The organism is Niallia endozanthoxylica (genome assembly GCF_008710145.1).
Lineage (GTDB): Bacteria > Bacillota > Bacilli > Bacillales > Cytobacillaceae > Bacillus_BD > Bacillus_BD endozanthoxylica.
Map to the genome: position 1 here is coordinate 1 of NZ_VYKL01000018.1, position 20,166 is coordinate 20,166.

A 20,166-nucleotide genomic window follows, 5' to 3' on the forward strand; every position below is an offset into this window, starting at 1 on the left:
GGGGGAAAAGGTAGAGATAGCATCAAAGCCTTACCTATCGGTATTATTTCGTTCCACGAAATCATCAGGATAGCTTAGACGCTGTAGTGGATTTGGTAAATCGTCTTGATAGTTCAGAAGCTTTTTCTGTTCCTTTGTTTGATACAAAAAACAATAGAGGAATGGTAAATAAAAAGCTCCGTGATGATATGATTTCTGCTATCTCTAAATGTAAATCGATCATCCATTTTTCTGATCCTAGAAAAGCTCAAATCACTGATACCCTCAATGAAGCTCGTCGGGTAGTAAAAACATTTAATGAGTATCAAAGCGTGGTTAATCTTGATCTTGAATTATTGAGTGATAGTTTAGTTGAGCTGAAAAACTTATCGATAGCGCTTATGCAGAGAGCGAAATGAAAAAGAGAAAGTTGCGTTTATTAAAAACATGGGAAAGAAAACACTTGGATATTTTATGTGCCAATGTGGTTTCTTTCCTTTTTTATTTGAAAGAAACTCATTTTAAATCAAAAGGGAGAGAGATAGATGAACAAAATCCAAGAAATCAAGAAGGCATTAAATCAAAAATACTTTGAAAGAGAAGAAGAAATCGAAGCCATTCTGACGGCCATTCTTGCACGGCAGCATGTGCTTTTAATTGGCCCAGCTGGAACAGGTAAGTCAGCCCTTTCAGCGGAGCTTTCAAAAATCATAAAGGATTGTAACTACTTTCAATGGCTCCTTACCCGATTTTCTACCCCAGAGGAATTATTCGGTGTATTGAGTCTTCATGAACTGGAAAAAGGTGTGTATAAACGCAATACAGCTAGTAAACTACCGGAGGCTCATTTTGCTTTTCTTGATGAAGTGTTTAAAGCAAATTCAGCGATTTTGAATAGTTTGCTAACGTTGATAAATGAGCGTTTATTCTATAACGGTGAAATGCCTGTAAAATCGCCATTAATGTCCATTATTGGTTCCTCGAATGAGTATCCAGACGAGGGAGAAGGATTGGAAGCTTTGTTTGATAGATTCTTGCTGCGTTTTGAAGTGAAGTATGTGAATGAAACCCAAAATTTCATTTCTATGCTACAGGGGAACACTGATCATATAGAGATTCCTTCTTTGACCATGAATGAACTGTTGGAGTACCAATTCATGACTGACATGATGTATATTCCGGATGAGGTTTATCAGACTCTAGCTGAAATTCGCATGGACCTCGAAGGAGAAGGAATCAGACCTTCTGATCGGAGATTTAAACAGAGTTTGTCACTCTTGAGAGCGAAAGCTTTTATGGAAGGAAGACAACAAGTGCTGCGTAGCGATATTATGCTGTTACAAAACACGTTATGGGAAACCATTGAACAGAAAGACGTAACCGTACACATCGTGAAAGAGAATTCACAGGACAAGCTTCAAAAGTTGATAGAAGAAAGAAAGCAGGAAGTGAATGAATTACAAACTTCCATCGACAGAGATGCTTCAGTAGAAGTAAGGATAGAAGTTCGGAATAAACTTTTGGCAATCCAGAATGAGTTGGATGAAATCTATAAGTAGCAGAAGCATCCAATGATTTTGGAATTGAGTTCTAATATTCGGGGATTTGCAGATGAAATAGCCAACAATATTCTGAATGTGTAGAAAGCAATAAAACAGCCAGGGATTAGATTTTCTTTTCTTGGCTGTTTTTTCAAAATCAATTTAGAAAGAGATGATCATAAATGGATATGACAAGTATGTTGAGTTTGAATCGAAGAGAGAGAGTATGTGAACTACCACGAACCTAAAGGTATCGTGGCTTCTAAAAAAGAAGCTACATGGTCTTTAGGTTTGTCCCTTCAAGGGTGAGTTCACCAGACTAAGCTAGGAGAAATCTTAGCTACGTTCATGAGGTCATGACACCTTTGGTTGACGCACCAGACCGTTGCTCTGTCGTCCGTGTTTAAGTAGGGCTGAGGTAAGGCTCGGTGACATGGATGTCAAAAGCCTTTTGAACCTTGTCGAGGTGAGGTCGGATTCCTTGTATGGTTACAGTACAAGGATACGCATAACCTACTTTCGAGTAGAGATTTTATCCGAAAGGATGTTTGACATGGTTTACGTTTTAAATCAAGATGGAAGACCTTTGATGCCGTGCTCTTCGGTAATGGCGAGATTGCTTTTGAAGCAAGGAAAAGCAAAAGTGAAGCGAAGAACGCCCTTTACGATTCAATTACGATACAAAACAGATACAGAATATGTACAAACGTTGACACATGGCTTAGATAGCGGAAGTTCCAAAGTGGGTTCTGCTGTTTCGGATGAAAAAGGCCATGTGTTATACCTATCATAAATAGACATTCGTAATGATATTGCCGACAAAATGAAGCAACGCTCGAAATACAGAAGAAATAGACGCAATCGAAAAACACGCTATCGGAAAGCTAGATGGCTCAATCGTAAAAACTCGATCAAAACCGATCGTTTTTCGCCTACGATGACAAGTAAAATTCACGCTCATCTCAAAGAAATGAAGTTCGTCAAATCGATCCTTCCGATTACAAAACAAGTGGTGGAAACGGCTACTTTTGATCCACATGCGTTAAAAAATCCAGCCGTCCTTACCAACAAGTGGTTGTATCAAAAAGGCGTGAACTACGGATATGCCAACACAAAAGCTTATGTGTTAGCAAGAGATGGTTATCGTTGTCAACATTGTAAAGGAAAATCAAAGAACAAACGGTTAGAAGTTCATCACATCATTTTTAGAAGCATGGGCGGTTCGAATGAAGAATCCAATCTTATGACCCTTTGTAAAACGTGTCATGATGCTCTCCATTGTGGAGAAGTGGTTCTTAAAAAGAAAGGCAAGAAAAAAGGGCAGCTCCATCATGCCACACAAATGAACAGTATTCGAGTTCAATTATTAAAGAGAACCTGTGCAGAAGAAACCTTTGGATTCATGACGAAAGAACATCGTCAGCTTATGGGATTGCCAAAAGAACACTACTTTGACGCTGTAGCGATTGCGACAGAAGGGGTGATTCCTACTTTCCAAACAAATAACTTGTTGTTTAAGAAATGTGTATCGGATGGGGATTATCAACAAACCAAAGGCATTCGGAGTGAACAAGTGATTCCAACAGGAAAACTTTTTAGCTTCCGTAAGTTTGACAAGGTTCAACACAAAGGGAAAGAATATTTCATTAAAGGACGTATGTCAACCGGATATGCCATTCTAATGGATATCAAAGGGGATAAGGTGGAGTTAAAGCCCATTCCAAAGTTTTCTAAGATGAGGAGAAGGAGTGCGAGGAAATCATGGATCATGATGCAAAAAAACATTTCAAGTTTTGACTCATGTGTCATTTGATCGTTGCAGAACAAGGATAAAAGCAAGCACATCCCCTAGCCTAAAGGGATAGGGGTTTTACGCCCAATTTTATAAAATAGCCAGGGATCAGATTTTCTTTTCTTGGCTGTTTTTTTCAAAATTGATTTAGAAAGGGATGATCAAAAATGGATATGACAAGTAGGTTGAGCTTAAATCGAAAAAAGAGAGTGTATAAAAATCCGACGGTCAATGCTGATTCATTCGATAAAAGGCAGTTTAATAGTTTGCTAAATAAATCTAAAGGACTACAGGAATTGAAAAGTAAGGGGGATATTGTGTTTCCGTTGTATTCTCAATTAATGGGGGATATTTGGAGTTCCTTTTATAAAAGCCAGCCACAATTGTTAGAAGAAATACCAGAAGAATTAACATCAAACCATGCCTATATACAAACAATCATGAAAAATGAAGAATTTGAGGAGTGCAGGAAAAATACAAAGTTTGATGAAGTTTCTTCAGCCCTTTCAACCATTTCTTTTGGCAATAAGGTATTGGACTGGATTCAAAATCAACAACTTGAAGATGAAAACTTTAACAAAGCGGTTCAACAAGCTCTGAAAGCTCAAGATATGCATCAACAAACTGAGTAACAGGATGAACAAAACCAATTAGACCAACAAAACTATGAGCAAGACCAAGCTAAACAGCAAATGAAACAAAGCATGCAGAAGCTATCTGAACAACTTCAAGAGAAACTGAATGGTTCAAGTTATCAACTTCAGTCTATGTTGAAAACCTCAGTGGCTGACGCAAAAGACAGTAAAGATAAGATGGAAAAGCTTATCAGTGGAATGGGGCAAGGCGATAGTAAAAGTGAACTTAAAAAAGTCCCAGTGAAGGAACAATTTGAATTGGCTGAAATGCTGCAAAAAAATCAAAATATGATAGAGATTGCTGATTGGGCCGGCCGGTTTAAGGAGATTGCTCGTGCTAAACAGAAGCATTTACATCGAAATTCTATTGAACGTAGTGGCGTAACGATCGGAAATGAAGTAGATCGTTTACTCCCAATTGAGCTTTCTAGTCTGGCTATACCGCAGGCAAAAGTTGATTTTATTAGGCGTTTTGCAGAAGGACAGACTATGATGTTTGATAAAAAAGGAAAGGATACATTGGGGAAAGGGCCAATTATTTTATGTCTGGATCAATCTGGATCTATGAGAAAACTGGATACTCAAAGCAAGGGATTCGCTCTTGCTTTGATGAATATTGCGCGAAAACAGAAAAGGGATTTTGCATTAATCACATTTTCTACAAATGCAGAAGTTACGGTATTTCCAAAAGGGAAAAGTACCACGAATGATCTCATTCACTTAGCTGGAAATTTTTTGGGCGGTGGAACTAACTTCTACGACCCATTGAAACAATTTTTATCACTTATAAATGAAAGTCGTTTTAAACAAGCTGACATTGTGTTTGTGACAGATGGCCAAGCCAATCTTCCAGATGAATTCCTTGAAGAATATAGAAGTACAAAGGATAAGAAGAAGTTTCAATGTCTATCGGTTTTAATTGGGAGAAAAGTTGATTTTCAAACAGTGCAGAAATTCTGTGATCGAGTGATTAATGCTGATGACTTTTTGGCAGCTGATGAAGCTTTTAAAATTTAAAATTTATTTAGTAAGAATAAAGACTTCAGTTTTTTTGACTGAGGTCTTACTTATCGTTTTATTTAGTGTTCCTCAGTAGCTCAATGTAGGGCAATCAGTTGTTAACCGATTGGTCGTAGGTTTGAATCCTACCTGCGGAACCATTTTCTATATTAGTTGATCGAGCACTCGGTGGCTGAAGAGGTGCTCCCCTGCTAAGTGTATAGGTCGGTAACTTGCGCAACGAGATCTTTCTTGACCCAAAGGTAAAATGACGGATAAAGGTCAGGAATTAAGCGAAGGCAGGGCAAATAAAAGCATCTCATTATTCCATAATGTGGATTTAAAATCCACAATTTGTTTTGACTCTACCTCTGTTCAGAAAAGGTTAGAATTTTAGTCACAATTTCCCCATCACCCTAAGTGGTTCTGGTGCAAAAATTCCAAACCACTTGTAAGTAATCTTTGAATCTTGGACATACTGATACTATTACTCTAAAAAAGGTGTGTGATCGGTATGGAAAAGAAAAATTTGTTCAAATGGAAACACTATCAGCCTGATATAATTTTATTAACGGTAAGATGGTATCTACGGTACAACCTAAGTTTTCGTGATTTAGTCGAAATGATGGAAGAACGTGGTTTATCTCTTGCTCATACAACCATCATGCGCTGGGTTCATCAATATGGTCCTGAATTAGATGAGCGAGTACGGCGCCATCTTAAGTCAACCAATGATTCTTGGCGAGTCGATGGGACGTATGTGAAAGTCAAGGGTCAATGGATGTACCTTTATCGTGCTGTTGATTCAGAAGGAAATACGATTGATTTTTATTTAAGCAAAACAAGAGAGCATAAGGCTGCAAAGCGCCTTTTTAAGAAAGCTTTGCGGTCTTTTCATGTTTCAAAGCTCCGTGTTATCACAGTAGACAAGAACCTAGCCTATACTAAAGCGATTGAAGAGTTGAAAAAAGAGAAAAAGATGCCCGTAGGCATCCAAATAAGGCAGGTAAAATATCTGAATAACATTGTGGAACAAGACCATCGTTTTATTAAAAAGAGAATTCGTACGATGTTAGGATTGAAATCTTTTCGTACAGCCAAATCTATTCTTTCGGGAATAGAAGCAATGCATATCATTAAAAAAGGACAACTTACTTTACGGGACAAGTCTGTCCAAAATCAAGTGATGTTCATTCATCAGCTATTTGGAATAGCTACATAAGACCAGATTCTATTAGAAATCTATATACCTCATTCAAATAAATGCAATCTTTGCACCAGAACCATATAAAGTGCTTTTTTAAGGTTCAATCATAAATTTACTTAGTGCTTTTTCTAATTCTAAAATCCTTTAATCGGAATATTAAATTCGTGAGGATATAATCCTTATGGCTAGCATGTCCGGCATAAAAATCATGGCTATTTTCAATTACTGTGTATAACTTAGTTTTGCAAGGTAAATTGAGGAAGCAGATCATAGAAATATAAATCCTTTTTATCTGCTTCCCTTTTCTAAGTATACTGCTGTTCTTTTGTGCCGTTTTCTATTCAAATCAGTAAAACACTTATCTATTTACACTAAAATATCTCTTTTTCAAAATTATGGGATAGATGGTTAATAAGTGTTTTTAGTGGTTTATCAATAAATATATCTTTTCTATAAATTGCAGCTACTCTTTTCTTCAGTTTTTGATCAACGATTGGAATTTCTCTAATTTGTTCATCATTTATCCTTGCGAGATATGATTTAGGAAGAATGGTTGTTCCTAAGTTAAGGCTTACCAAATGTAATAAAGATTCATAAGTAGACAGTTCAAGGATTGGTTTTAATATAAAACCTGCTTCCTTACAATCACTATCTATAAATTGACGAACGATGTAGTTTTTCGCTAACAAAATCATAGGTATTTTTTTTAATTGTTCTAGCTTTACAAAAGGCTCATTGGAAAGCTTATGTTTGGAGGAAACAACCAGAGAAAACTTTTCGTAAAATAAAGGAATGGTCTCAAGTTGGTCATCCTCTAAGGGCATATAGACGATACCAAGATCTAATTCATTTTTTAGAAGCCTAAGTCTTGTTTCTTCGGTCGGAAATTCAAGGATAGACAATTGAATTCCAGGGTATTGTTCATGAAAGGACAGGACAAACTCCCGAAGTAAATGACTTCCTGAACAACCTATTGTCAATGTTCCCCGTTTAAGACCCATAATTTCATTGATTTCTGTTTGTGCCTGCTCTACTTCATTAAAGATTCGTAGGGTACGTTTTAATAAAATATTTCCTGCATCTGTCATATAAACTTTTCTATCTATACGTTTGAAAAGCTTAGCACCCAATCTATCTTCAAGGATTTTGATTTGTTGACTAAGTGTCGGCTGACTAATTCCTAATTTTTCAGCAGCCTTTGTGAAATGAAGTTCTTCAGAAACAGCAAGAAAATATTCAAGAAGTCGTAGGTCCATAGTTTAAATACCTCTTTCATCTATACTTATAACAGCAATGCATGAATGAATTCTTTTTTGAAAAGAAATATGTACTTCTATTTTAGAGGAATTTGTCAGAAAGTCACATAAAACATTGAAAATTTAATATGTTTTGTTTTCTTATTTAATTAACAGAAAGGTAGTAAGTTATTTTTTAAAATCTATTTAATAGTTATACAGGGATTGTTCAATTAATGAAAGCATTTTAACATAAATTTACATCAAGTTGATAATAGGAGGGCTGGAAATATAGCAATAGATTGTTCTTGAGCGATGTACTGAATTTTTTGTAGTTTGTTTTACGTGGGAATTTGTAACCTTTGAAATGGTACCAATCAATTAAATAGGTTACACTAACAACCTTTTTAGATAAAAAACTCAAGTGAAAAACAGGTTATGATGACGATAAAGGGAAGCGCGTGGAGGAGAAAATGCATAACGGTACCAGGTCCCTTATTTAATGCAATGGCAGAATTAACTAAAAAATACGGTATTTATGTTTTATACGGTCTTGCGGAGAGAGATATTAATGATCCAACAAAAGTATATAATTCGGCAGCTATTTGTGGGCCGGAAGGGGTAATAGGTACTTACCGCAAAATCCATCTACCTTTCTCAGAAATGAATTGGGCCGATAGAGGGAGTTCTCCAGTTTTATTCGAAACTCCTTGGGGACCTGCTGGGGTTGGAATCTGTTATGATACCTATTGTTTCCCAGAAATTATGCGGTACTGTCGAGCAATGGGATCACGTCTATTTATTAACTGTTCTGCTATTGGAACAGAGGAGAGCGGGGGAGCAGGTGGCTATTATGGGAACCTTTCTTTGGAGTATTTGTCCAGTACTAATGACATGTTTATAGCCACAGCTAATTTATATGATAAGGATGTAACTACTTATTTTATGGGCGGATCTAGCATCATTGGTCCCTCAAGTAAACCACCACATATTCATTATTATACGGGTCAAAAATTTCTTGATCCTGGTGCAGATGAAGGTACTGTTGCAACAGCAACTATAGATCTCTCATGCGTTGAAAGTTCTTTTCTTAACAGCCTTTGGGAATACAACGAATCTATTGATTCCTGTGATTGGCGCCCAGAACTGTATTCTCAATGGTATGAGAAAATAGTGAGTACTGATTTTGGGGCTAAACCAAAGAATAATCATTATATATCTAAATAACTACGAAAAAGGAACAAAACCCTTAGATATATCATTTATCCCAGTAAAGGATATTCCAAAGAGGTTTTAAGATTAACAAAGAGATGGACACTATATTCATAGAGTCCATCTTCTTTTATTTTAATTCCTAATCAATACCTGGCAGAGCCAGAAGTCTTTAATAAGCAGCCAGATATTCAAGGTAAGTTCTATCCTCCTGGCTATTAGAATCTAATCTAGTATCTTAAAGGAAATACCTGTACCGATATTGTATAGATTTCGTAATTATTCTACATAAAATTCTAAAAATTTAATGTTTTTGTTATTTTATTTGATTATCAAAAATCCGCTTATTTATTGACTTAAACACCTTAACAATAGTTATAAACTATTATTGAATAGTTATATTAGAATTGTTCAATGATTGAAAACGTTTTAATATAAATTTACATCAACTGAATATTGGAGGAATGTTAATGAACGTTGCAATAGCTGGTACTTGAGAGTAACTCGCTGCTTTTTTGCAATAATGTGCTTTTAGTAGAAAAAAGAAAAAGCAAGTAGAGGCAGTTTATAGGGGAAATCTTGAACTTACTAGTGAAAACGAAAATATTATAGCTTAAATGTATTCCTTTTATTTGGGTATATATAAATTTGATAATCTATGAGGAGGGCCAAGTGTGAAAATAGTAGTTATTGGTTCAGGTGCAATGGGGATGCTTTTTGGAGGCAGATTAGCTTTGCAAGGTTATGATATTACAATGGTCGATGTTGCTCCTGCTGTTATAGAAAAACTAAATAACGAAGGTTTACATCTAGAAGCTGATGATGGAAATCATTTGATTTCTATTAAGGCTGCGTTTGCTGAAGATATAAACGAAGAAGTAGATTTGGTTATTTTGTTTACAAAAACAATCTATTCAAGATCTGCATTAGAGTCGGCAAAAAAGTTCTTAGGTAAGGACACTTATGTGTTAACCCTTCAAAATGGTTTAGGGAATATAGAATTAATCAGCGAATATGTTCCATACGACCAAATAATTGCCGGGGTTACAAATCACCCAAGTGATGTTAAGGGGATTGGAAAAATCAGTTCACACGGTTCGGGTTATACAAAAATTATGTCAGTTAACGGTATAGAAAATGAAATGTTGTATTTCATAAAAGACGCGTTACAAGAGTCAGGACTAAATGGTCAAATTGTACCAGATGTGATGGTAGCAATTTGGGAAAAGGTTGCTTTTAATGCAGCAATTAATGCAACAACTGCGATTTGCAGAATACCGTGCGGAGGTATGGCAGTAACAGAGCAGGGAAAACATCTTGTTTATACCATTGCAAAAGAGGCCGTAGCTGTGGCTAATGCTCATGGAGTAGATGTATCGGAAGAATCTGTCATTAAGAGTTTAACAGCTACATTTGAGGTTCATAAAGATCATTTTACCTCCATGTCAGCAGATATTATTAATAAAAGAAGAACAGAAAATGACTTTATTAATGGAGGAATCGTTAAAAAAGCTAAAGAGGTAAATATAGAAGTTCCATATACAGAAGCATTGTATAACTTAATCTGTACGATTGAAAATACGTATGATATACAAAATCTTAATACAGATGCTGAGAAAACCAAAGAATCTGTTTCAAAATAAAATAAATGCTAGTAGATAAATGAAAAAAATATGTAGTAGCTATTAATAGGAACGGTCGTTAAATAATGGCATTGGAAAAAGCATTTAGAGTGTAACCCTATCACTATAGTTAAAACGGCTGATTTCTATTAAAAGATCAAGACAAAAGTAGAAGAGATTAATACACTATTTGCAAATTAAATAGAGAGAGGGATTTATATGTATACAGCAAGTACCGCATTTTTAGAAGCTCTGCAGGAAGCAGGTGTCTCTTATATATTTGCTAATTTGGGAAGTGATCATCCAGCCATTATTGAAAGCCTTGCTGAGGCTAAATTAAAAAATAAAAAATTACCGGAAGTCATTATTTGTCCAAATGAAATGGTAGCATTAAGTTCAGCGCATGGATATGCACAAATTACAGGAAAACCTCAAGCTGTTATTATTCACGTTGAATGTGGCACACAGAACCTGGGCGGTGCTATTCATAATGCATCAAAAGGAAGAGTACCGGTTCTTATATTTGCGGGAGCTTCTCCTTTTACACAAGAAGGCGAGTTAACAGGAAGCCGGAACGAATTTATTCACTGGATTCAGGATGTTTTTGACCAGCGTGGAATTATGCGTGGGTATTCTAAATACAATAATGAAATTCGTACGGGAACGAATATCAAACAAATCGTACATCGTTCTCTACAATTTGCTAAAAGTGATCCGAAAGGTCCTGTTTACTTAATGGGTGCACGGGAGGTCATGGAAGCAGAAGTCGAACCAGTTACAATTGATACGTCTCTGTGGGAGCCGATCATGCCGACTGCTATGCCTCCTCAATCTGTTAATGAGGTAGTTCAAGACTTACTGAAGGCTGAAAAACCACTTGTGGTTACTTCTTACTTAGGACGTAATCCAGAGGCAGTAGACGAATTAGTTACATTCTGTGAGCTTTTGTCTATCCCGGTCATTGAATCATGTCCAAATTATATGAACTTTCCTTCTGATCACCCATTACATTGCGGGTATCAATGGAATACACCAGGACAAAATGAATTAATCGCAGATGCGGACCTTATTCTCGTAATGGACAGTGACGTTCCTTGGATTCCATTAAAAAACAAGCCGTCTGATCAAGCGACTATTTATTACTTTGATATTGACCCGATTAAAGAAGAAATGCCTGTATGGTACATCCCTTCTAAGAGATTTTTCAAAGTAGATTCACACATCGCTTTACAACAGTTAAACGGGCAATTAGGCAATAATGAAAATATTGATTCAGAGCTTGTTAGTAAGCGACTAAAGACTTATGCAAAAGTACACGAAAGTCAAAAACAATCCCTAGCCTTACTAGAAGAAGCAAGTCATGACTATATTACACCGGAATATTTAACAGCGTGTATTCGTGAAATCATGGATGAGGATACGATTGTTTTGAATGAAGGAATCTCCAACTATCCGACAATCTCAAATCATCTGAATGTAAACCAAAGTGGTACTCTTTTTGGTAGCGGCGCAGGGTCATTAGGGTGGAATGGAGGAGCAGCCATTGGAGTGAAGCTGGCTAAACCAGATAAAACTGTAATTAGTCTTACTGGTGATGGAGCTTATATGTTTAGTATTCCATCAACGGTTCATTGGATGGCCAACCGATATAATACACCATTTTTAACGGTTATTTACAACAATCATGGATGGAAATCACCAAAACTATCTACCCTTGGTGTCCACCCTACTGGAATTGCCCAACAAACCAATGAATTCTTCGTTGATTTTACACCGGTTGCGGATCTTTCAAAAATCGCAGAAGCAGCGGGAGGCGCTTTTGCCAAGAGTGTCAAAGATCCAGAACAATTGCAGGATGCTCTTAAAGAGTGTCTGCAAGCTGTAAAAGAAGGACGTTCAGCTGTTCTTGATGTTCATCTGCTAACTGTAGTAAGTGAGGGTGAACGAAAAGAGGAATCCAATAAAGAAGACCTACAAGCTATTAAATAAGAGGTAGTATCTAACATCAGTTGCAATATTCATAATTTTCATAATATTAAAAAAGTAGGGGCGAAAAAATGTCAACAGTTACAAATACACTTAATAGTTGGACAAAGCAATATATTGGTGGAGAATGGCAAGAAGGCAACAGCCAAAATTCATATACAAATAAAAACCCGTTTGATCAATCAAGTTTAGTAAGTATCAAATTGGCTTCTATTAAAGATATTGATGCTTCTTATAAAGAAGCACAGCAAGCTCAGATTCATTGGCAGCAAAGTAATCCGAGTGAACGTGCGGATATGATGAAAAAGGCTGCGGAAGTCGTCGAAAGCATGAGAGAAGAAATCGTCAGTGTTCTCATCTCCGAAACTGGAAGCAGTGTGATTAAAGCCAATGTTGAGGTAGACTTAGCAATCGCAGATATTCAAGAATTCGCAAATATTCCATTTAAAATGAACAGTGAAATCCGTTCCTCTGTGATACCGGATAAAGAAAATAGAGTATATCGCTTTCCGGTGGGTGTCGTAGGGGTCATCAGTCCATTTAATTTCCCATTCTATCTATCTATGCGCGCCATTGCACCAGCACTTGCAGCTGGAAATGGAGTCGTAGCGAAGCCGGATTTACAAACATATATTTCGGGTGGTCTCATCATCGCGAAAGTATTTGAAAAAGTGGGACTACCTAAAGGTCTATTCAATGTAGTCGTGGTGGATATTGCTGAGATAGGTGATACTTTTGTAGAACACCCGATTCCACAGGTTATCTCCTTTACAGGATCTACAGCTGTAGGTCGCCGTATTGGTGGGTTGTGCGGGAAACATTTAAAGCGCGCTGCCCTAGAACTTGGTGGCAACAATGTCATGATTGTGCTGGATGATGCTGATGTGAATCAAGCGGCTAGCGCTGCTGTGTTCGGTAAGTTTTTACATCAAGGACAAATTTGTATGTCCCTGAATCGTATCATCGTACACCGTAATATTTACAATGAATTTGTACAAGTATTTAAGGAAAAAACAGCGATGCTAAAAGCAGGAAACCCTGCCAATCCAGAAGTATTTATCGGGCCACTTATAAACGAGGGGCAAGTAAACAAAATTAAATCATTGGTGGATCAGTCCATTGAACAAGGAGCAAATTGTATCCTAAAAGGTAAAATCGAAGGTACCTTCGTTGAACCAATTATTCTAACAGATGTTACAAATGATATGGCCGTAGCCAAAAATGAATTATTCGGTCCTGTTGCAGCCATCTTACCGGTTGATAGCGAAGAAGAAGCAATTCGGATCGCAAATGAAAGTGATTGTGGACTGAGTGGTGCTGTTTTCACTGGCGATGTGGAACATGGAGTAAACGTAGCTCTCCAAGTTCACACAGGAATGATTCACGTCAATGACCAAAGCGTCAACTGTGAACCAAATATTCCATTTGGCGGGGAAAAGTCATCTGGTTTGGGAAGATATGGTGGGGAATGGTCTTTAGATGAATTTACAACAACAAGATGGGTGTCTGTTCAAAAGGTACCAAGGCCTTTTCCATTTTAGACAATAAAATGAATATTGCGTAATACCTCAGAAGGACGATTAGAAAGTTCTCTTATCGTCCTTCTGAGCAAAGATTGAATGCTGAAGTTTTAATGGAAAAAGGTTTAGTTTGAAAGCACGTTTATCTGGATGAGGGGGTAAAATATGAATTCAATTAATGTTAGAGAATTTGTGGATGAATCAAAATTTAATCGCTTTCATGGACTTGTTGTCTTTTGGTGTTTTTTTATTCTAGTCTTCGATGGGTTTGATTTAGTTGTATATGGAACCATTGTACCTGCACTTATGGAAGAATGGTCATTAACAGGGATTCAAGCAGGTGCTTTAGGTAGTTATGCGCTTTTAGGTATGATGTTTGGTGGGTTTATATTTGGTCCATTAGCTGATAAATTTGGGCGTAAAAATATCATTATTCTTTGTGTAACGATTTTTAGTCTATTTACAGGATTAATTGCATTTGCTACGAATACTACTCAGTTTGGTCTTTTTCGTTTTATAGCAGGTCTAGGCTTAGGAGGAATGATGCCAAATGCGATTGCACTTATGACCGAGTTTTCTCCAAAGTCATCTAAAAATACTTTAGTTTCTATTATGTTAAGTGGTTATTCTTTAGGTGGGATACTATCAGCAGCTCTTGGAATCTATTTGATTCCAAAATTTGGATGGGAATCCATGTTTTTAGTAGGAGCTATCCCATTACTTACAATCCCTATAATGTATAAATCTCTTCCTGAGTCTCCTGGTTTTCTTGTGGCTCGAAAGAAAAATAAACAGATTGCTAAAATGTTATCTAAAATAGATCCTAGCTTTATTCCTAGTAAAAATGATGTATATGAAATCGTTGTTCCTAAACAAAAAGGTACAACTGTTTCACAATTATTTAGAAATGGCCGTGCTATCAATACTTTCATGTTTTGGATTGCATATTTTATGTGTTTATTAATGATGTATGGTTTAAATACTTGGTTACCAAAAATTATGACTGAATCAGGATATGCAATGGGTTCAAGTTTAATGTTCTTATTAGTTTTAAACTTAGGAGCAATTGGAGGCTCGATTTTGGGAGCGTGGGCATCAGACCGCTGGAATGCTAAAACTGTTCTTGTTCTATTCTTTTTCATAGGAGCAGTATCTTTAGTTTCACTGGGACTTCAGCCAAACATCGTTCTTCTTTATATTCTTATTGCCATCGCCGGAGCGGGAACCATTGGTACACAGATTCTACTATTCTCCTTTACTTCTCAGTATTATCCTATTCACATACGTTCAACAGGCATTGGTTGGTCGTCTGCGGTTGGAAGATTTGGCGCTATCTCTGGTCCAATGATGGGAGGAGTCCTTCTTTCTATGAATTTGGCATTATACCAAAGCTTTATGGCCTTTGCTGTAGCAGGAATTATCGCAGCATTTGCTATTATGCTTATACAAAAGAAAAGGGAATCGAATGTTGATTTGGAAAATTATGACTCAGATAAGCAAGTGTTATAGAAAAATAAAACCCATGATGAACCTAAAGACATTTGATTAAACTTGAGTTTGGTGTTTTCCCAAGTAATATCATGAAAAGGGTCTGTTAAAAACTCCAAATATCACCATAATATTACTTAGTAATTTAGTTCAGTTTAAATAGTTTTGAAGATACTAAACAAGCTATAGCTGATTCCAAAAACCGGATAACTATTAAATGGATAATAAAGTTGGAGAAATGACTTAGAAGGGAATGGACTTTATGACAACAGTAATGACAAAGTTTAGTCAATGGAGTAATCAATATATCGGTGGAGAATGGAGAAAAGGGCAGAGCCAAAGTGAAAATAGTAATCAGAATCCATTTGACCACTCTGAGTTAGTAAAAATTCAATTGGCTTCCGTTGAGGACATTGATGCAGCGTATCAGTCAGCAGCAAAAGCTCAGAAGAGCTGGCAAAAGTCAAGTCCGGAAACACGGTCAGCTATCTTGAAAAAAGCCGCTGAAGTGTTAGAAAATCGTAGAGAGGAAATTGTCCAGATTCTTATTGCTGAAACGGGAAGCAGCTTTGCAAAAGCTAATGCTGAGGTGGACTTTTCGATTGCTGATATTAATGAATTTGCAGAACTGCCATTTCAAATGGAAACGTCAGTTGTATCATCCGTGATCCCAGGTAAAGAAAACCGTGTGTATCGTCTGCCAGTGGGAGTTGTGGGTGTCATTAGTCCATTTAACTTTCCATTGTATTTGTCAATGCGTGCCATTGCTCCAGCTTTAGCCGTTGGAAATGGTGTGGTTGTAAAACCCGGCTTACAAACATTCATTTCTGGCGGGTTATTTATTGCAAAAATCTTTGAAGAGGCTGGATTACCGAAAGGGGTATTAAATGCGGTTGTTGCCTCTAGCAGTGAAATCGGAGATGTCTTTATTGAACATCCAATTCCAAAGGTCATTTCCTTTACAGGTTCAACAGCGGTTGGAAAACGGGTTGGCGAGATTTGTGGGAAGCACTTTAAACGTGTAGCCTTAGAGCTTGGCGGAAACAATGTGATGATTGTCCTTGAGGATGCTGATATCAATCAAGCAGCGAGCGCCGCTGTGTTTGGAAAGTTTTTGCATCAAGGCCAAATTTGTATGGCATTGAATAGAATCATTGTTGATCGGAAAATTTATGATAAATTTGTCCAAGTATTTAAGGAAAAAACACAACTTATAAAATCCGGAAATCCGGCTGATCCAGAAGTATTCGTCGGGCCGCTCATTTCTAAGAATCAACTAGAACAAGTTCAAGAGTGGATTGATGAGTCAATCCGTGAAGGGGCAGTATGTATCCAAAGGGGTAATGTGACAGGAACACTAATGGAGCCTGTTATTCTAACAAATGTGACAAATGATATGGCCATCGCAAAGAATGAGCAATTTGCACCTGTTGCAGCTATTTTACCAGTAGATAGCGAAGCAGAAGCTATTAGAATCGCAAATGATAGCGAATATGGTTTAAGCGGCTCCATTTTTACTGGTGATTTAGAGCATGGTGTTGAAGTGGCATTACAAATACAAACTGGAATGATTCACGTAAATGACCAAAGTGTAAACTGTGAATCGAACGTTCCGTTCGGTGGAGAAAAATCCTCTGGTGTAGGCCGATATGGCGGACATTGGTCTCTTGATGAGTTTACGACAACTCGCTGGGTATCCGTTCAGAAGGAGAACCGTCCGTTTCCATTCTAATATTCAGTTTTATTTTATAAAGAAGATCCCTTGGTCCAAAAGACTAAAGGGATTTTCTTCATATATATCGGTAATGCATAAGTGGATTATAGAAAGAGCTCTAAGATATAAGAGTTTAATAGAAAAATGAGGAGGAAGTTAGGATATGAAAATGAATCGGTTTCTTGCTAGAGAAAAGTTCCTAGCTAGCGGACAAGTTCATTCTGATACTCCATTGATTATTTCGGAATCTAGGAATCGAAGTTTAGCCTATAAAGTAGATCTACATTTGTCTAAATCTCCTAAAGTATTAAATCCAATGGATACTCAAGAACAGCAGACATCTAGCCTGCTATACGATGAGTTCCAAACCATAATCCCAAAAATCAAATCATTTTCTAATTCGAATTATTCCTTCCTTTTAGCAGACAACCAAGCAAGGCTCCTAGGGCTATATGCTAAGGAGGATTTGATGGAGTTGCTGAAAACCTTTAATGCGGTTCCAGGAGGAGTATGGAGCGAGGAATTATGTGGAACGACGCTTGCTGCCGGTAAATCTGTTGTGATCCACGATGCGCAGCATTTCTGTGAGAGCTGGCAGGTAATATCTTATGCGGGTGTCCCGATTCTCGATCCGATCAACCGAAAGATCATCGGCGTATTGAATCTAACCTGCTTTCCTGAGGATTTTCCAACCAATGCCGTAGAATTGACTGAAACGCTAGCCAAAAGTTTGGAGATGGAAGTTTTTAACCAACTGCAGATTCATAGACTTTATCTAGAAAATGCATATTTGGAGAAAGACATGCGATCGTCTAAAGATATCCTCCTTGTTGTTAATCTTGAAGGACAGATTATTCGATGTAATGATTCGGAATTCTTCAAGCAGCAAGATTGGAGCAGCCCATTTGATTGGTATCAGTTCTTCCAGATGAATCAGGAACAATCTGTATTGAGTCTTTCTGCTTTAGCCACAGCTCATGAGCGCCCATTGCCTTTTTCCACAGATTCATCGGGTGGAGATCTTCAGTTCATATATTACAAAGATCGGATTATTGGTGCCCTTATCCAAATGAGGCGACAGCCTGAGGGCAATGTAAAAAAAACTTCTTCAGACTACAAATCTCAAAGCGGTAAAAGAGCATTCTCAACCAACGATGGTATGTCGACAGTGAATGATGCTATACAAAATAAAATAATCGGGGAATCTCCTTGATAGCTAAGTTTGTTGGAAAAATTAAAGAAGGTTGCCAATCGGGATATGTCTGTGCTTCTAATTGGCGAAAGCGGGACAGGAAAAGAAGTACTTTCACAGTTCATACATGAAAATAGTATGAGAAAAAACAAACCGTTTGTGGCCGTGAACTGTGCTACATTCAATGAAAAAAAGAGCATCTGGCCTTAAAAGAATGTGAAATAGCGAGTGATAAGGGTGAATATCGCAATGCTTTAGAGCAAGAATTACCAGCTATTCGAGAACTAAGAATAAAGGTATACAAAGAACATGCTTCCGCTCATAAGATTCCTAAGAATCATTGAAAGGTTCTATATCAGCAAATTTCGTCAGATGTATAGAAGATACATCCTCATATTGAACAAATAGTAGCGGAGATTGATGGAGAAATAGCGGGGAGTGTTGTTTTATTTGCTCCTAAAATGGGCTAATACAAAGGGCTTGTTGAAGATGACCTGATTATCCAGAATTATGGATGCTAAATGTATCTACGAGTGCTCGGGGTAGAGGGGTTGCATCCACATTAATTTCTGAGTGTTATGCAGCGTAGCATCCTTTTTAATTAATGCTCATTACGCTAGACTAAACATTTTATGTAGTATTGTTTGCATAACATTGGAAATCTGTACAGTTTTAATAGAGTCCTCTTCTGAAACTCTAAAAATACCCATGTTCTAAGAATAATGGAACCTCTTAAGATACATAGATAATAGATCTATTTTTCAAGTGCCTAAGCTATATTTAGGTGCTTTTTCTTATCTTTTCAACTAAATCTATGGAGACCCACATCGATTGTACCGGGAGGCTCTATATTATAAAGAAGAAGTAGACCGTTTAGCTGAGGAGAAGAAAGGGCATCAACCGGAATGCGTCCTTCAGAAGTAGCAAAATAGTTAGGTTTATCTGTTCAAAGTGTCTATAAATATATCAAGGATGGAACCATTAAAGCCGTGGAGGTACCTTTCGGTGATGAAAGAACAAATTATGTCATCTCAGAAGAGGTGTTCGTAGTAGCAAAAGATTTGTTTCAGTCCTTGGAATCTGAACGTGTTCGGAAAAATGAATATTATGATTCTAACTATGACATTGCGCTTTTTCAGTATTTTCAATCTAAAGATAGTACATCTGCTAGGGTGATAAAAGATGAGGAGTTAAATTGGGGATTTTATCTTCCATACTATCAAAAATGGGTGGAATATAATGAAGGAATTGAAAAATATGGGTTGGAACCTTGTTATGAAATTCATAAAGAGACATTAGATTATAAGGGCTATGTTCATATCCATATTCCAAAAGGGGAAGACATATTATATCCGTTTATTGATTTTTTATATGAAGCTTGGGGAATTGAACATGTAGGGGTTCGGGAAAATGAGCAGAGTGTTTATATTTCGATGAAGGCAGGGGAAATATCTATTCAACATTCTATTGCTTTTAACTTGGACCAGCTTATTCCTTTTATAAAAGAAGGAACGATTGAGATTGATGAAGGGCTATTTATTGTTCGGAGTGCTTATTGCAAAACAAATTTAGAACTGCCAATAAAGAGGTTGGATAGTGCCCAATGTATTTTGTCCATCTAGGACTGCACGCGGGCTTTGCGTTATGAGACGAATTGCATCATTATCCACAACTACCTCCTCATGATAGACGCCATTTTTGACGAAGACAACATCTCCAGGATTCGCTGCAGTGACAGCCGACTGAATGGTAGAGAAATCATCAGGTACAATAAAAACCTCCAAAGAAACTTCACACCCTTTCTTTTTTTAAAAACTATGTTATTAGTAAATGCAAACACAGCATCCTTTGAAATAGGACAAACGTTCGAAAATAGAAAATTGGACGCAAAGAGAGCTTCTTTGATTAACTCAATCAAATTTATTTGACCACGCTTATTTCCGCCATTTTGTTTGTTATTCTTATACAATTTATAGCTGAATCAGTAAAAGCAAGAAGGTGCTAAGCACCATAGCCATCAAGTTTAGATAATATATACCAAATT

At 37.0% G+C, this 20,166-nt stretch carries 14 protein-coding genes, 1 tRNA gene and 2 pseudogenes; 16 read left to right on the forward strand and 1 reads right to left on the reverse strand.

Going from position 1 to position 20,166, the window contains the following annotated elements; translation table 11 throughout:
* Positions 1–50: 50 nt before the first annotated feature.
* The 7 genes and pseudogenes from F4V44_RS11585 to F4V44_RS11615 form a co-directional block, all read left to right on the forward strand.
* Positions 51–398 (forward strand): annotated as a pseudogene (locus tag F4V44_RS11585) (DUF6744 family protein); the annotation flags it as partial.
* A gap of 126 nt (positions 399–524) precedes the next feature.
* A complete protein-coding gene (locus tag F4V44_RS11590; RefSeq protein ID WP_150440190.1) occupies positions 525–1,538 on the forward strand; it encodes an AAA family ATPase in 1,014 nt (337 codons plus the stop codon).
* Positions 1,539–2,073: 535 nt separating this feature from the next.
* A pseudogene (gene iscB, locus F4V44_RS28125) lies at positions 2,074–3,333 on the forward strand (RNA-guided endonuclease IscB).
* Positions 3,334–3,479: 146 nt separating this feature from the next.
* Positions 3,480–3,944, forward strand: a complete 465-nt coding sequence (locus F4V44_RS11600) for a hypothetical protein (RefSeq protein WP_150440191.1) — start codon at positions 3,480–3,482, stop codon at positions 3,942–3,944.
* Between the two features lie 60 nt (positions 3,945–4,004).
* Positions 4,005–4,964, forward strand: coding sequence for a vWA domain-containing protein (locus F4V44_RS11605; protein WP_150440192.1), 960 nt, complete (start codon positions 4,005–4,007; stop codon positions 4,962–4,964).
* Positions 4,965–5,033: 69 nt separating this feature from the next.
* A tRNA-Asn gene (locus F4V44_RS11610) sits at positions 5,034–5,107 on the forward strand.
* A gap of 353 nt (positions 5,108–5,460) precedes the next feature.
* Positions 5,461–6,168, forward strand: coding sequence for an IS6 family transposase (locus F4V44_RS11615; RefSeq protein ID WP_150440193.1), 708 nt, complete (start codon positions 5,461–5,463; stop codon positions 6,166–6,168).
* 356 nt (positions 6,169–6,524) lie between these two features.
* On the opposite strand, the gene F4V44_RS11620 is transcribed toward F4V44_RS11615, so the two are convergent.
* Positions 6,525–7,409: a LysR family transcriptional regulator gene (locus tag F4V44_RS11620; protein WP_150440194.1), complete on the reverse strand. Its 885-nt coding sequence runs from the start codon at positions 7,407–7,409 to the stop codon at positions 6,525–6,527.
* A 417-nt stretch (positions 7,410–7,826) separates the two neighbouring features.
* On the opposite strand from F4V44_RS11620, the gene F4V44_RS11625 reads away from it, so the two are divergent.
* The 9 genes from F4V44_RS11625 (at position 7,827) to F4V44_RS11665 (ending at position 19,744) form a co-directional block, all read left to right on the forward strand.
* Positions 7,827–8,615 (forward strand): carbon-nitrogen hydrolase family protein, encoded by a 789-nt coding sequence (locus F4V44_RS11625; RefSeq protein WP_223881865.1) that lies wholly within the window; start codon positions 7,827–7,829, stop codon positions 8,613–8,615.
* 659 nt (positions 8,616–9,274) lie between these two features.
* On the forward strand, positions 9,275–10,243 hold the full coding sequence (locus F4V44_RS11630; protein ID WP_150440195.1) for a ketopantoate reductase family protein: 969 nt from the start codon (positions 9,275–9,277) through the stop codon (positions 10,241–10,243).
* Between the two features lie 198 nt (positions 10,244–10,441).
* Positions 10,442–12,211 (forward strand): thiamine pyrophosphate-requiring protein, encoded by a 1,770-nt coding sequence (locus tag F4V44_RS11635; protein WP_150440196.1) that lies wholly within the window; start codon positions 10,442–10,444, stop codon positions 12,209–12,211.
* 68 nt (positions 12,212–12,279) lie between these two features.
* On the forward strand, positions 12,280–13,749 hold the full coding sequence (locus F4V44_RS11640; RefSeq protein ID WP_150440197.1) for an aldehyde dehydrogenase family protein: 1,470 nt from the start codon (positions 12,280–12,282) through the stop codon (positions 13,747–13,749).
* Positions 13,750–13,893: 144 nt separating this feature from the next.
* Positions 13,894–15,237 carry an MFS transporter gene (locus F4V44_RS11645; protein ID WP_150440198.1) on the forward strand — a complete coding sequence of 448 codons (1,344 nt, stop codon included), beginning with the start codon at positions 13,894–13,896 and terminating at the stop codon, positions 15,235–15,237.
* A 241-nt stretch (positions 15,238–15,478) separates the two neighbouring features.
* Complete coding sequence (locus F4V44_RS11650) at positions 15,479–16,948, forward strand: aldehyde dehydrogenase family protein (protein ID WP_223881866.1); 1,470 nt, start codon at positions 15,479–15,481, stop codon at positions 16,946–16,948.
* Positions 16,949–17,093: 145 nt separating this feature from the next.
* On the forward strand, positions 17,094–18,143 hold the full coding sequence (locus tag F4V44_RS11655; protein ID WP_150440199.1) for a GAF domain-containing protein: 1,050 nt from the start codon (positions 17,094–17,096) through the stop codon (positions 18,141–18,143).
* Between the two features lie 12 nt (positions 18,144–18,155).
* On the forward strand, positions 18,156–18,332 hold the full coding sequence (locus tag F4V44_RS11660) for a sigma-54 factor interaction domain-containing protein (protein WP_263406659.1): 177 nt from the start codon (positions 18,156–18,158) through the stop codon (positions 18,330–18,332).
* Between the two features lie 779 nt (positions 18,333–19,111).
* The gene (locus F4V44_RS11665) at positions 19,112–19,744 is read left to right on the forward strand and encodes a hypothetical protein (RefSeq protein ID WP_223881867.1); all 633 of its coding nucleotides are present in this window, start codon (positions 19,112–19,114) and stop codon (positions 19,742–19,744) included.
* Positions 19,745–20,166: the final 422 nt, after the last annotated feature.

Coding starts and splice junctions, on each gene's coding strand:
- F4V44_RS11640 (WP_150440197.1), top strand. CDS start 12,280: ATGTCAACAGTTACAAATACACTTAATAGTTGGACAAAGCAATATATT.
- F4V44_RS11590 (WP_150440190.1), top strand. CDS start 525: ATGAACAAAATCCAAGAAATCAAGAAGGCATTAAATCAAAAATACTTT.
- F4V44_RS11645 (WP_150440198.1), top strand. CDS start 13,894: ATGAATTCAATTAATGTTAGAGAATTTGTGGATGAATCAAAATTTAAT.
- F4V44_RS11635 (WP_150440196.1), top strand. CDS start 10,442: ATGTATACAGCAAGTACCGCATTTTTAGAAGCTCTGCAGGAAGCAGGT.
- F4V44_RS11655 (WP_150440199.1), top strand. CDS start 17,094: ATGAAAATGAATCGGTTTCTTGCTAGAGAAAAGTTCCTAGCTAGCGGA.
- F4V44_RS11615 (WP_150440193.1), top strand. CDS start 5,461: ATGGAAAAGAAAAATTTGTTCAAATGGAAACACTATCAGCCTGATATA.
- F4V44_RS11600 (WP_150440191.1), top strand. CDS start 3,480: ATGGATATGACAAGTAGGTTGAGCTTAAATCGAAAAAAGAGAGTGTAT.
- F4V44_RS11650 (WP_223881866.1), top strand. CDS start 15,479: ATGACAACAGTAATGACAAAGTTTAGTCAATGGAGTAATCAATATATC.
- F4V44_RS11625 (WP_223881865.1), top strand. CDS start 7,827: ATGATGACGATAAAGGGAAGCGCGTGGAGGAGAAAATGCATAACGGTA.
- F4V44_RS11605 (WP_150440192.1), top strand. CDS start 4,005: ATGAAACAAAGCATGCAGAAGCTATCTGAACAACTTCAAGAGAAACTG.
- F4V44_RS11620 (WP_150440194.1), bottom strand. CDS start 7,409: ATGGACCTACGACTTCTTGAATATTTTCTTGCTGTTTCTGAAGAACTT.